Below are 14,067 nucleotides of genomic sequence, written 5' to 3' on the forward strand. Positions count from 1 at the left end.
TCAAACTTGCGAAAGTTTCCCTACGAGGATTTGTACTTTAAAACTGTTCGTTAAAAGGTTATAAATTGTTTACTAGAAGAGAAGTCAGCTAAAAATTGTAATTTTGCAAAAAATAGTGAAGATGGTCAAGATTGGCAACATAGAATTACCTGAATTTCCTTTATTACTCGCACCCATGGAAGATGTGAGTGATCCCCCTTTTCGTAGATTGTGTAAAGCGCATGGAGCTGACATGATGTATTCAGAATTTATTTCGTCCGAAGGGTTGATTCGTGATGCGATTAAAAGCAGAATGAAACTAGATATTTTTGATTACGAACGTCCAGTCGGAATTCAGATTTTTGGTGGTGATGAAGAAGCCATGGCTTTATCTTCCAAAATTGTTACCACAGTAAAACCCGATCTAGTTGATATTAATTTTGGCTGTCCGGTAAAAAAAGTCGTCTGCAAAGGTGCCGGAGCAGGAGTTTTAAAAGACGTTGATTTGATGATTCGATTAACCGAAGCCGTGATTCGCAGCACTAATTTGCCTGTAACAGTAAAAACACGCTTGGGTTGGGACGACAATTCGATTAATATTGATGAAGTTGCCGAACGCTTGCAAGATATTGGTGTACAAGCTTTGACTATTCACGCCCGAACGCGAGCGCAAATGTACAAAGGACATGCCGATTGGTCGCACATTGCTCGCGTCAAAAATAATCCTAGAATTACGATGCCTATTTTTGGAAATGGAGATATTGACAGTCCAGAAAAAGCATTAAAATATAAAAATGAATACGGTATAGACGGAATTATGATTGGTCGTGCTGCCATTGGTTACCCTTGGATTTTTAATGAAATAAAGCATTATTTTGAAACTGGAGAACACTTACCTGCTCCAACCGTACTTGATCGCGTAGATGCTGCTCGAAATCATTTGCAATGGTCCATGGATTGGAAAGGTGAACGATTGGGAATTGTAGAAATGCGCCGCCACTATACTAATTATTTTAAAGGAATTCATTCATTTAAAGAGTACAAGCAAAAATTAGTTACTACTGATGCTCCCGAAGATCTATTTGGCGTTCTCGAACAAATAAAAGAGGTATATGCTGATTATCAATTTGCATAAAATATAAAATCCGATAGCTTAAAAAACTATCGGATTTTTTTGTTAATTAGTCGTCCTAATACTTGTCACGATTGAGACCTATTCTGATATAAAAATCTAAATGAAATCACTTTCACAAATTATCTCTATTATATTTCTTTCTTTGTCGAGCACAATTACTTTTGCTCAAAAACAAAAGGACTACTCCACCAAAATTGACAGTTTAGTTAATACCACTAGTCCGAGAATTTTTAACGGTGTTATTTTTGCCACAAAAAATGGTAAAGAGATTTATTCAAAAGTCTACGGTTATTCCAATTTTGATAGTAAAGTTCCTCTTCAATTAAACAGCACATTTAAAATTATGTCTAACAGCAAGCAAATTACTGCAGTTCTACTTTTAAAACAAGTTGAGAAAGGAACAGTAAACTTGCAAGCACCAATCAAAAAGTATTTACCATACTAAATCAAACTTGGGCAGACACAGTTACGGTACATCAATTACTAAACCATACTCATGGAATTATAGACCTAGAAAAACAATTAGCCTTTGAACCTGGTTCTAATTTTAAATACGGAAATTTATCCAATCAATTACTCGGGAAAATTATTGAGTTTTCTTCAAAAAAATCATATGCCGAAATGGCTACGATACTTTTTAAGCAATTAAAAATGACGCGCACTTTTTGCTATTCAAATAAAAACAAGCATTCTGAGGTTTCTGGGTATGTAAATAATAAAAACTCATTTAAAATCGTAACGCATTCGCAAATTACACAGGAATCAATAGCAGCCGATGGTATTATTTCAACTGTAAATGACTTAGCTATTTGGAATGACAATTTACACCAGGGAAAAATATTGAAGCCAGAAACCTATCAATTGATGACAACGTATACTACAGCATCACAACATGATGTTTTCGATACCGTAAAAATTGGTTACGGTTACGGCATCAGAATTAACGATCAGGCAGATCCGAAATTTATAGGGCACACTGGACTTGGTGATGGCTTTGCATCAATGAATTTGTATTTTCCGGAAAGTGATGTTTCAGTAGTTGTTTTAGAAAATCAAACGAATGAAATCTTTGAATTAAATTATTACTTTGAAAAAGAGATACGAAAAATAGTAACCGAAAGCAGTTTAACTAAAATAGCTGCTCCTTAAGATTTTATTACTTTTTCAGATTTTAATTTCTAAATTCTATTACTCCAATAACTTCTTGCTAACTCTACTGCTCGCTATCAGCGAAGCTAAAAAGCCAAGCGAAAGAATAGTTCCTAAAACAATCAAGACATTTTCGAAGTTAAAAACGACAGGATAGGCCAAAGTTGGTGTGATCATCACCAATTCGAATTGCTGTTGCAAAACCACTAAACCAATTCCTAACATCAAACCAATTAACCCTCCAAAGAAACTCAACAAGACTCCTTGCAATAAAAATATCTGACGCAAGTGTTTGATCTCAGAACCGAGATTAAATAACGTTTTAAGGTTGTGCTTTTTATCTAAAATCATCATAATTAGAGCGCCAATAAGATTAAAAAGAGCCACGATTATAACCAAAGTAAAAATTAAATAAACCGCAATATTTTCGGTATTGAGCATCTTGTACAAAGAAGCGTTTAGTTGCGCTCTATTTTTAACTGTAATTTTATTCTTGAAAATTTCTTGTAACTGCTTAGTTACTGTCTCTTCATTCGCTTCCGATTTCAAATCAAACTCAATCGATGAGATCTGATTGGGTTTGTATTGTAGTAATTCTTGTGTCAATTGCAAATCTGCAAAAACATATTTAGAATCTAAGTCCTCGCTAATCGAATAAATTCCAACAGGCAATACATCAATTTTGCTAAAAGCTTCTTCGGGATTGTTTATTGTTCCTTTGCCTGGTTTAGGAGCTAGAATTTGCAATTGATTCTGAAAATCGAGTATTCCCATAGAAAAATCACGAGAAATTCCGTAACCAACCACAACTTGAAATGTTTCTGGTTTGAGCCAGGTTCCATTAAAGAGACGAGATTTAATGTTGCTTACTTTATCGTAATTGGCATCAACTCCTTTTAGATAAGTAACTTGTTGCTTATTATTAAAAACAAACAAAACGCGCTCTTCGATCACTTTAGTGTACGACGCGATACCTTGAATGTTCTTAATTTCTTTATCCTCTTCTCCCGTAATTAGAAATGATTTTCCTAACGTACTTTCAATTTTTAAATCTGGATCAATTTCATTAGTAAACGACAAACTAAACTCTCGCAAACCACTAAATACAGATAAAACTACAAACAAAGCCAAAGTACCAACGACAATGCCAAGACTGGCAATTCGATTAATTATATTAATTGCGTTATTGGAACTGCTACTAAAAATGTAACGCTTGGCTATGTAAAGTGGAAACTTCAAATTATGATCTTCTTCGTTTTTCTAACAAATCACGGTTTTCGATAGGATTTTCTTTTGTTGACAAAGCATTGTCAATCTTTTCGATGTAATCTAACGAGTCATCAATAAAAAACACCAAATTAGGAACACGACGCAATTGCAGACGTACACGTTGCGATAAATCATGCTTAATTATCTTACTGTTGCTTTTTATAGCTTCTAATGTTTCTTTGGCCTTATCTTGAGGAAAGATGCTTAAGTGCACCGTTGCTACCGATAAATCGGAAGTTACAACTACTTTAGATACTGAAATTATCAAATTGGGAATTCCATTTTTTCTCACTTCACCTTGCAAAATATCCACCAAATCTTTTTGGATGACACCGCCTATTTTTTTCTGTCTGTTTGTTTCCATCCTGCAAAAATACTACTTTTATGTTGTATAGTACTATTTTCAAATACACATTGAAATTATTTTAAAAACTACAAACAAATCATAATAAAAAAGGAGCCTTTACAGCTCCTTTTTTATTATTTATTTTGCAACCATCCTTGCGGATTATTGTAGGTCGTATTTTGCAAGATCGAAAACTTTATTGTCGTTTTACCTGTATCTCCGCTCGTTCTAATTTTACCTATTTCTTGCTTAAAAGAAACTTTATCTCCTTTACTCACAAAAACGGAACTTAAGTTTTGGTACACCGTAAAATAATCTCCATGCTGAATCATTACTGCTTTATTGACTGGAGAAAGCACAATCACGCTGGTAACCTCGCCCGCAAAAACCGCTCGCGCACTAGATCCTTGCTCTGTAGTTATTTCGACACCACTATTGTGAATGGTCAGTGTATTGTATATTGGGTGTGGCTGGTCACCAAATCCTTGTGAAATAAAACCGCGCTCTACAGGCCAAGGCAACTTACCGCGATTGGCTCTAAAATCAGCAGCTAAAATTTTAGCTTCAGGCGTTAACTCAATTTTTGTGCTAGAAGCTGTTGAAGTTGGTGCTTTGGTGCCTGCCTCTTTTGCTTTCTCTAATGCTGCCTTTCTGTTAGCTTCAGCAATTGCTTCACGAATTAAACGATCAATCGAACGGTCAATGTTTTTCGTTTCTGTTTGTTTCTTCTTAATATCTTTTACGATACTGTTTTTATCTTTTTTAATAGCGTTTACTAGCTTTTGCTGCTCCTTTTTTTCTTCTTCCAAAGTCAAGCGCTGCTTAATATTCTCTGCTATAAATTTCTTTTTAGTTTCACGTTGTCCTTGTAGCTTTTGGTTGGCAGCTTCTAACTGGGTCGTTTTTGAGCCAATTTCTTCTCCTTGATTTTTTCTGAAACTGGTGTATTGCTTCATGTATTGCGCACGCTTATAGGCTTGCAAAAAGTTTTCTGAAGATAAAATAAACATCGCGCGACTTTGCTCTGACCTACTTTTATATGATTTTAAAATCATCTTTGAATAATCTTCCTTCAAAACCTTTAGATCTCGATTGAGTTGATTGATCTTTAGTTGATTTAAATACATATCATTACTCAACAATTTTGTTTGCTTTTCAGTGGTATGGATCAGTTTTTCTTTTAGTTTTATTTTATTGGTTTGAATGTAATATTCATCCAAAGCCGATTTCTCTTTCTTTTTAACAGATTGCAACATCTTTTCGTTAGCCTTAATTTCTTGTTGAATTTGAGCTTTACGTTGTTCTAGTTTTTCTTGTTGCGTGTCTTGTCCCCACATCAATGAAGAAACACAAATCAATAATACGCTAAGGAGAAATTTTGGCATCTTAAAAATATCTTTTTGCAAATTTACTTAATTATAACTCTTTTATAACCATCTGGAATACTATATGGAAAAGAAATTTCTTCATTGAATGAAATTGAATTGTAATTCAGATTAATATCAGTTTTTCCTTTAGATTGAATGGTATTGATCGCAATGCTTGTCGGTAAAATTCCCTGCTCGAACGTTTTGTGATCGGCATAGGCCACTTGTATCATAACATTTTCGGCTGTTTGGGTAATTTGTTCTTTTTGAAGCAAGAATTTTTCAGCATCAAAATAATACGATTGTTTCAAGTTAGATTCTTTTTGATCATCTAAACGATACAGTTGATCGACAATCGATTCTTTGTACTTGCCTTTTTTTAAATTATCTAGCGCTTCGCCTACCAACAAATTTTGAACTTTTTCAAAATTTAAATCAGTTCCCAGCCATTTACTCAAGCTTGTAAAATCTCCGTCGTAATACGTTCCTTTTATCTTCTCGTAGTAGCTAACAGAAGTTGGTGTAATCAAGGCCTTTGCCATTGTGATTCCTAAAAAACGAATGCTTACCAAAATTTGTTCGTCTTTTTTGATACGTATTTCAGTCGTAACATTCTGATTTTGTTTTACATCACTATATTTAGCAGTCGCTTTTATGTAAAGTGTCGTAAAATTAAGAGTATTGGAGTAATGCTTGTCTATTATTTTTTTAGACGAAACAGTATTCAAATCTTCCGTTTCAGTCGCGATGTCTTTTTTGGCTTTACAACCAACCAAAAGTACCACGACTAGAAAAACTATATATTTTTTCATTTTAAATTTTATTTTTTTTGCAATAACAAATTGGCTTTATCAAGGTGTTCTTGCTTCTTTTTAGCATTTCCTAAACCGTTAAATGCTTCAGCAAGTTGTTCATTAAAATTAATTTCGGCCGTGGCGTCATCTACAACATAATCCATGCCCATTTCTAAAACGTCTTTTGCTTTTTTAAATTGTTTCAATTGATTATTGGCTAATCCATTGTAAAAGTAAAACTCAGGTTGCGATGGAAAAGTATCAATCATCTCTGCTGATTGTTTGGCCATTTTGTCAAATTCCTTTGTTTCAGTATAAACTTGCATTAATAATAAGTTCGTTTCTACATCTGCTGAACTACTTGCTTTGTTGGCTTCTTCGTAATACTGAGCTGCCTTACTATATTGCTTTTTATTGTGAAAGAACTTCCCGACTTCTTTTGGAACATCAACAGTTGAATCTCCTTTTAAATAAGGAATTGCCTTTTCTATCTCCACCTCGTACTCTGGATTCTTTGCCGCAAAAATCAAAAACTCATTAAAAACACGGTGTTTTATTTTGATATCAACATTAGAACTTCCTAAAACCGTAAACAAGGCAGGAATGGCTTTTTTTGGTTGATTTTGGTCTAAGTAACTTTTGAACAAACTTACTTGGGCCCACTCTGATTCCGGTAGTTCTTTTTCTAATTGTTTGGCTACAGCAATAACTTTATCCAATTCATTTCGATTCGCGTACAAGTTGATTAAAGCAAGGTAATTAGACTCAACTTTGGGATTGGAATTAATATTATTGATTAACGTATCAACTTCTTCCTCTTCATGATTTCCTGTTGTGTAAATTCTTCTTTTAAACGATTCTCTTTCTGAAGTTTTACCATACTTATCATCCATTTCCTTGATCAGCGGCAATGCTCTGTCTTGCTGCTCTGTTGCCATATAAAGCGAAATCAAATCGTCTTTATATTCCTCATCAAATGGGATGATTTTTTGAATGGTATTGATCGCCAAAGGAAAATCTTTTGTTTGAAAACTCACATCGTAAATTCCGAGCAAGTACCATTTATTCTTGGGATTAAGCGCTACGGCTTTTTCAAAATTAATTTTTGCATTGTTGTAATCCTTCAACGCTAAGTAATTTTTTCCTAATTCGAAATAACTGACATCGTCATTGGGCTGAATTTTTAAACACTTTTCTAACGCTACGATCGCTTTATCATAATTTTCAATGCCTTTTTGAAGCAGAGATTCATAAAAAGAGTCTTGATACGCATCACTAGCCACGGCAACATCTTCAGGTTCACCCTGAGCTACTGCGGTTGTGACATTGCCTAAAAAGGCAAAAGCAAGTGCTATAAAAACTCTTTTTTTAATCATTATATTATATTAGCTTTTTAACTATTCCAAAACCGAATAATCACCAATGCTAATGCTTGTAAAATTACCATCAAAACTTACGTGATTTCCAATCATCGCATTGTCTAAGTTAGCATTTTTAATGTCGACATTCGATTGAATCAAACTATTTTTTAAAGTGCTATCTGTTACTTTAGCATTGTCTCCCAAAGAAACATTGGGTCCAACTGTTGTGTTTTTTAAAACTACATTTTTACCAATGTAGCATGGCGGTACAATTGTAGCGTTTTCTAAAACAACATTTGCATCTACCATGTTTTCACCATCGTCTTTAAGAAATCCCAGCATTCTAGAATTGGTTTGTACCGTCACATTTTTGTTTCCACAGTCCATCCATTCGTCTACACTACCTGTTTTAAAGACTTTCCCGTTAGACATCATGGCTTTGATACCGTCATTAATTTGATATTCGCCACCGTTCTGAATGTTATTATCCAAGACATTCTGAAGTTCATCTTTTAAATCTCCAATTTCTTTAAAATAATAAATACCGATAACCGCTAAATCGCTCACAAACTGCTCGGGCTTTTCAACCAATTCAACAATTTCGCTATTTTCGTTTAATTTTACTACTCCATAAGCTTCGGGCGCGTCTACTTGTTTAACCCAGATCACCGCATCTGCTTCTGGATCTAAGTCAAAATTAGCTCTAATTAAAGTGTCTGCATATGCAACAACCGCTGGTCCCGACAAAGAGTCTTTGGCGCACATAATTGCGTGACCTGTTCCTAATGGTAAATCTTGACGATAAATCGATGCTTTAGCTCCTAAGCTTTTTGCTAATTGCTCCAAATTAGCAACAACATCAGCTCCAAAAAAAGCTTCATCTCCTAAAATAAACGCAATTTCTTCTATTGGTTCTTTCAGAATTTTGGCTATATCTTCGACTAATCGATTAACTATTGGTTTTCCAGCAACTGGAATTAAAGGTTTAGGAACTGTTAAAGAATGAGGTCTTAAACGTGATCCTCTTCCTGCCATTGGTACAATTATCTTCATTTTTTATTGAACTATCAAAAGATTTGAAAATTAAAAGATTTGGATGTCTTAAAATTCATTAATCTTTAAATTACTACTTTTTTACTTTACTCCTGTGCTACCAAAACCTCCTGCTCCACGATCCGTTTCTGTTAGTACGTTAACTGCATTCCATTCCGCTCTTTCGTGTTTAGCAATTATCAGTTGTGCGATTCGTTCGCCGTTTTCCACAACAAATGTTTCGTTAGATAAATTGACTAAAATTACTCCAATTTCTCCTCTGTAATCAGCGTCAATAGTTCCCGGTGCGTTTAAAACTGTAATTCCATTTTTAGCTGCTAAACCACTTCTTGGTCGTACTTGTGCTTCGTAACCCATAGGTAATTCTAAAAAAAGTCCCGTTTTAACTATCGCTCTAGCCATTGGCTCCAAAGTAACTTTTTCGGTTAGATTCGCTCGTAAATCCATACCTGCTGACGCTATGGTTTCATAATTAGGCAAGTCGTGTTGCGATTTATTAATGATGTTTATTGTCATATTTAAATTTTAAAAGTAAAATAAAAGAGTTTACTTTTTATTCATAATTGCTTTAATAGTATCTTTTTCATTGTAATAAATGAAATACATAAATAATAGTAATAACGGAATTCCAACGAAATAATTTTCTCTAAAGCCATAAAAATAAATGGCTGAAAATCCAATTGATATCCCAAGATATGCTCCAATTTTATTCATATCATACGGAATGGGATAATACTTATTACCAAGAAAATAAGAAATCACCATCATACTACCATAAGCGGAAATCGTAGCGATAGCCGAACCGTAATAACTGTATTTCGGAATCAAATAATAATTAAGTGCAAGAGTTACAATCGCACCTAAAATCGAGATATACGCTCCAATTTTGGTTTTATCCGTCAACTTATACCAAACAGATAAATTATTGTAAATCCCGAGAAAGAAGTTTGCTAGAATAATTAGTGGTACTACTTTCATTGCTTCCCAATAGGCTTTATTATCGAGTAAAAGGACTTTAAAAATATCTGCAAAAACAATAACGCTCAATAGAATTAGCGAACCTAGGATTATAAAATACTTGGTAATTACTGCATACGTTTGAGGAGCATTTGCATTTTTAGCGTGACTAAAAAAGAAAGGCTCAATTCCTAATCGAAATGCTGTTGCGTACAACACCATAAACAAGCCTAATTTATAACAAGCCGAATAGGCCCCAACTTCAGATTTTGCAATATTTTCTGGAAGTAAATAACCCAATAAAATTTTATCGAAATGTTCATTGACCGCAAAAGCAAGTCCAGCAATCAAAATAGGCAAACCGTATTTCATCATTTTTTTCCAAAGCTTTGCATCAAAACCTTTTCTTAATGAAAGGTAATTTGGCGAAAGAACTATAAAAGTGGCTAAACTAGCTAGCAAATTAGCAATGAAAATATAAGCAATCTCGAAGTTTTCGAAATAAATATTATCCCAAAACGAATTTGGATGATTGTTTGCTACGGTAGGTAAATAAAGAAGGAAGAAAATATTTAAACCTAGGTTAACAGCGACGTTACCAATTTTAATAATGGCATACATCATCGGCCGTTGGTTGGCCCTTAGCTTAGAAAAAGGAATGATTACCAAAGCATCTAAAACTAAAATCCAAATCGTATAGGTTATATACTGCACCTCCACTCCTGCCCATGCGGCTAAGGTATTTCTAAATATAAGCGCTGCAAAAAGAAAAATTATAGAAGACCAGAAAACGGAGATCGTCGACGTGGCTACAACATTTTGTTTGTCTTCTTCGGCACTAAAAAACCGAAAGAATGATGTTTCCATTCCGTATGATAAAACGACGTTGAAGAAAACCATCCAAGACAATATAATAGAAACCTCACCGTACTCTGCAGTAGGCAAAATTCCAGTGTAGAGTCGTACCAATAAAAAACTAAGCATTCGTGGTAGCACTGTTGCTAAACCATAAACTGCTGTTTGCTTAAAAAGATTTTTATATAATCCCAAAATAAATGTAGTCCTAAAGTATTGATCTAACAAAAATAACCAAATCTTTGGTTTATTATTGCTTTTGCCGCATCAATAAAGAATTGTTCGTGAATAAATTTTCACGCTAATTTAGATTCATCGATAATTTTAACGAAATGAAAACCTTTAGGCCCGTATCCTTGGTTGTAATAGAATCGATGTGCACCAAAATTTCCTGTAAAAGCATCCAAAACGATACTAGAACAACCTAAATCTTGCGCTTTTTGATTGGCGTAATCAGTCAGCATTTTTCCAATTCCTTTCGAGCGATAATCCGGATGAACTATAAAGTTGTCTAATTCTAAATACTTACCAGTCCACAATTTAGTAGCGGTCCAGCAACCCGTTAATCCTAAACACTTATTATCTTCAAAAACAGCTATTTGTGTATAATTCCGAGGAATCATTTCTGACAGATTAGCACTATACCTTACTGTTGCGAGATTTGGATATAGAAACTGCATCGTTTCAATATGACCTAGCATTTCTTCCAAAGTAGTAAGCTCTCTTATTGTTATGTTCATACTAAAAGTTTTGACTACAAAATTACTTAAAAAAGTACTTTTAAAGATTCGCCTACTACTAAAATAACAGTTAAATTATTTTTAAAAAATTACTGAATTGCACCTTCAAAACAAAAAAAATGTAAATATCACTAAATGTTGGTATTGTATAAAGAATTACAATAGCGGACATTTGTATCACTAAACAACAGTGAGGTAAGGGTTTATAAAGCTAATTGTCCCATTTAAAAACAAAGCACAAGGAAAAAGCTAACCATTCCTTTAAAAAAAAGAGAGCATAGGGTTGATAAAGCTAATTGTCCCTTTAAAAACAAGCACGAGGAAAAAGCTACATTCCTTTTACAAAAAAAGCACAGGGATTATTAAGCTATTTGTTCCCTTAAAAACAAGCACAAGGAAAAGCTAACCAATCCTTTAAAAAAAGCACAGGGATTATAAAGCTATTTGTTCCCTTAAAAACAAAGCACAAAAAAAGAGCCAATTGGCTCTTTTTTCAATTATATACGAATTAAAAATTATCCGTTCAACGCTTCTGCTCCACCAACAATCTCCAAGATTTCATTAGTAATTGCAGCTTGACGTGCTTTGTTATAAGTTAATTTTAATTGATTTCTCAATTCAGTAGCATTATCCGTTGCTTTATGCATGGCTGTCATACGAGCGCCATGCTCTGAAGCAAATGAATCACGAATACCTTTGTATAACTGTGTTTTTAATGATTTAGGAATCAATGTCAATACAATCTCTTCCTTTGATGGTTCAAAAAGATAATCAGCTGCAGCAACTGGAATGTCAGTTTTAATTGGAGCCAAAGGTAAAAATTGCTCTACTTGTACAATTTGAGTAGCGGCATTTTTGAACTGATTGTAAATCAACTCAATCTTATCGTACTCTCCTGATAAAAATTTCTCTGTCAATGTTTCCGCAATAGCAGCTACATTTTCAAAATTTAAATCATCAAAAATAGCACTTTCGTTAGCAACAACTTTGTTTGTTTTGCATAAAACATCGTTTCCTTTTTTACCAATAGCAAAAACATCAACCTGTTTACCTGCGTAAGCAAATGAACGATTTTTAGCTTCCTTAATAATATTAGAATTAAATGCACCACACAAGCCTCTGTTTGAAGTAATGGCAACAACCAACACTTTTTTCACTTCGCGTTGCGTTGTAAAATCACCTCCCACTGCTCCTTCAAGAGTAGCAGAAAGACTTTGCAATAATTCTGTTAATTTCTCGGCATAAGGGCGCATTGCAGTGATTGCATCTTGTGCTTTCTTTAGCTTTGCAGCAGAAACCATTTTCATTGCCGATGTAATTTGCATCGTAGATGAAACGGAAGTAATTCTATTACGGATTTCCTTTAAATTTGCCATTCTTTTTTTAAATATTAAGTTTAAAGCATGAAGTAGTAAGTAGCGGTAAAACCTAAATACTCAGTACTTCATACTCAATCCTTTTATTAGTTATATTTCGCCGAAATTTCTTTTGCTGCTTTTTCTAAAACATCAGTGATAGTATCATCTAATTTTCCAGCTTTTAAAGCGTTCAAAGTATCTTTATGTTTGTTGCTTAAGTACGAAATGAAATCAGCTTCAAATTCTTTTACTTTATTAACAGGAACATTTCTTAACAAGTTTTTAGAACCTGCATAGATAATCGCTACTTGATTTTCTACAGGATAAGGATCATTTAAACCTTGTTTTAAGATCTCAACGTTTCTTTTCCCTTTTTCAATAACATTTAAAGTAACTGCATCCAAATCAGAACCAAACTTAGCAAATGCTTCCAATTCACGGAACTGTGCTTGGTCTAATTTTAACGTTCCAGATACTTTTTTCATTGATTTAATCTGAGCATTACCTCCAACACGTGATACAGAAATACCAACGTTAATTGCCGGACGAACTCCTGAGTTAAACAAATCTCCATCTAAGAAAATCTGACCATCCGTAATCGAAATTACGTTTGTTGGGATATAGGCAGAAACGTCACCAGCTTGAGTTTCAATAATTGGCAAAGCAGTTAATGAACCACCACCTTTTACAATTCCTTTTAATGAATCTGGTAAGTCGTTCATGCTTTTAGCAATTCCGTCATCAGCAATTACCTTACAAGCACGCTCTAATAAACGAGAGTGTAAGTAGAAAACGTCTCCAGGATATGCTTCACGTCCCGGTGGTCTTCTTAACAAAAGAGAAACCTCACGGTAAGCAACAGCCTGTTTAGATAAATCATCATAAACAATTAAAGCTGGACGACCAGAATCTCTAAAATACTCCCCAATTGCAGCACCTGCCATTGGAGCATATACTTGCATTGGAGCTGGATCAGATGCATTTGCTGCAACGATCACTGTATAAGCCATTGCACCTTTTTCTTCTAACATTTTTGCAATTCCTGCAACTGTAGAAGCTTTTTGTCCAATTGCTACATAGATACAAAATACAGGTTTCCCCGCATCGTAAAATTCTTTCTGATTTAAGATGGTATCGATACAAACAGAAGACTTTCCTGTCTGACGGTCACCAATAACCAACTCACGTTGTCCACGACCAACTGGAATCATAGCATCAATAGCTTTTATTCCGGTTTGTAATGGTTCTGTAACTGGTTGACGGAAGATAACTCCAGGAGCTTTTCTTTCTAATGGCATTTCGTATAACGTTCCACCAATTGGCCCTTTTCCATCGATAGGAAAACCAAGTGTGTTTACTACACGACCAACCATTTGTTCTCCTACTTTAAGAGAAGCGATACGTTGTGTTCTTTTTGCAATTGAACCTTCTTTGATCCCTGTTGAAGGTCCTAAAAGTACAACACCAACATTATCTTCTTCAAGGTTTAGTACAATTGCTTCAAGCCCGTTTTCAAATTCAACTAACTCTCCGTATTGTACATTAGATAGCCCGTAAATACGAGCAATACCGTCTCCAACTTGAAGTACAGTTCCTACTTCCTCTAGCGTAGCACCAGATTCAAAACCTTCTACTTGCTTTCTTAATATTGCTGAAATTTCAGCAGGTTTGATTTCCGCCATCTTAATATATTATTTAAACACT

General features: G+C 34.4%; 14 protein-coding genes. 3 read left to right on the forward strand and 11 right to left on the reverse strand.

The window, feature by feature from the left end; all coding sequences use genetic code 11:
* The first annotated feature begins 121 nt into the window (after positions 1-121).
* The 3 genes from dusB to AP058_RS17225 all read left to right on the forward strand — a co-directional run bounded on the left by dusB (position 122) and on the right by AP058_RS17225 (position 2,263).
* Complete coding sequence (gene dusB / locus AP058_RS13685; RefSeq protein WP_066312021.1) at positions 122-1,114, forward strand: tRNA dihydrouridine synthase DusB; 993 nt, start codon at positions 122-124, stop codon at positions 1,112-1,114.
* A 100-nt stretch (positions 1,115-1,214) separates the two neighbouring features.
* A complete protein-coding gene (locus tag AP058_RS17220; protein ID WP_255357098.1) occupies positions 1,215-1,559 on the forward strand; it encodes a serine hydrolase domain-containing protein in 345 nt (114 codons plus the stop codon).
* 59 nt (positions 1,560-1,618) lie between these two features.
* The gene (locus AP058_RS17225) at positions 1,619-2,263 is read left to right on the forward strand and encodes a serine hydrolase (RefSeq protein WP_255357104.1); all 645 of its coding nucleotides are present in this window, start codon (positions 1,619-1,621) and stop codon (positions 2,261-2,263) included.
* A 39-nt stretch (positions 2,264-2,302) separates the two neighbouring features.
* Here AP058_RS17225 and AP058_RS13695 read toward each other — a convergent pair whose 3' ends face one another.
* The 11 genes from AP058_RS13695 to atpA all read right to left on the reverse strand — a co-directional run bounded on the left by AP058_RS13695 (position 2,303) and on the right by atpA (position 14,045).
* Positions 2,303-3,502 carry an FtsX-like permease family protein gene (locus AP058_RS13695; RefSeq protein WP_066312028.1) on the reverse strand — a complete coding sequence of 400 codons (1,200 nt, stop codon included), beginning with the start codon at positions 3,500-3,502 and terminating at the stop codon, positions 2,303-2,305.
* Between the two features lies 1 nt (position 3,503).
* Positions 3,504-3,896 carry a 30S ribosome-binding factor RbfA gene (gene rbfA, locus AP058_RS13700; RefSeq protein WP_066312035.1) on the reverse strand — a complete coding sequence of 131 codons (393 nt, stop codon included), beginning with the start codon at positions 3,894-3,896 and terminating at the stop codon, positions 3,504-3,506.
* Positions 3,897-4,012: 116 nt separating this feature from the next.
* Positions 4,013-5,263 (reverse strand): murein hydrolase activator EnvC, encoded by a 1,251-nt coding sequence (locus AP058_RS13705; protein WP_066312038.1) that lies wholly within the window; start codon positions 5,261-5,263, stop codon positions 4,013-4,015.
* Between the two features lie 23 nt (positions 5,264-5,286).
* Entirely contained in the window at positions 5,287-6,057 is a 771-nt protein-coding gene (locus AP058_RS13710; protein WP_066312040.1) for a DUF4292 domain-containing protein, read from the reverse strand.
* An 8-nt stretch (positions 6,058-6,065) separates the two neighbouring features.
* Entirely contained in the window at positions 6,066-7,415 is a 1,350-nt protein-coding gene (locus AP058_RS13715; RefSeq protein WP_066312042.1) for a lipopolysaccharide assembly protein LapB, read from the reverse strand.
* Positions 7,416-7,436: 21 nt separating this feature from the next.
* The gene (locus AP058_RS13720; protein ID WP_066312043.1) at positions 7,437-8,453 is read right to left on the reverse strand and encodes a sugar nucleotidyltransferase; all 1,017 of its coding nucleotides are present in this window, start codon (positions 8,451-8,453) and stop codon (positions 7,437-7,439) included.
* Between the two features lie 81 nt (positions 8,454-8,534).
* On the reverse strand, positions 8,535-8,969 hold the full coding sequence (gene dut / locus AP058_RS13725; protein ID WP_066312045.1) for a dUTP diphosphatase: 435 nt from the start codon (positions 8,967-8,969) through the stop codon (positions 8,535-8,537).
* 30 nt (positions 8,970-8,999) lie between these two features.
* A complete protein-coding gene (locus AP058_RS13730) occupies positions 9,000-10,460 on the reverse strand; it encodes a lipopolysaccharide biosynthesis protein (RefSeq protein WP_066312049.1) in 1,461 nt (486 codons plus the stop codon).
* A 101-nt stretch (positions 10,461-10,561) separates the two neighbouring features.
* Positions 10,562-11,005 (reverse strand): GNAT family N-acetyltransferase, encoded by a 444-nt coding sequence (locus tag AP058_RS13735; protein ID WP_066312055.1) that lies wholly within the window; start codon positions 11,003-11,005, stop codon positions 10,562-10,564.
* Between the two features lie 515 nt (positions 11,006-11,520).
* On the reverse strand, positions 11,521-12,381 hold the full coding sequence (atpG, locus tag AP058_RS13740; RefSeq protein ID WP_066312057.1) for an ATP synthase F1 subunit gamma: 861 nt from the start codon (positions 12,379-12,381) through the stop codon (positions 11,521-11,523).
* 86 nt (positions 12,382-12,467) lie between these two features.
* Entirely contained in the window at positions 12,468-14,045 is a 1,578-nt protein-coding gene (gene atpA / locus AP058_RS13745) for a F0F1 ATP synthase subunit alpha (protein WP_066312060.1), read from the reverse strand.
* Between the last annotated feature and the right edge of the window lie 22 nt (positions 14,046-14,067).

The organism is Flavobacterium sp. TAB 87, from assembly GCF_001529295.1.
Taxonomy (GTDB): Bacteria; Bacteroidota; Bacteroidia; order Flavobacteriales; family Flavobacteriaceae; genus Flavobacterium.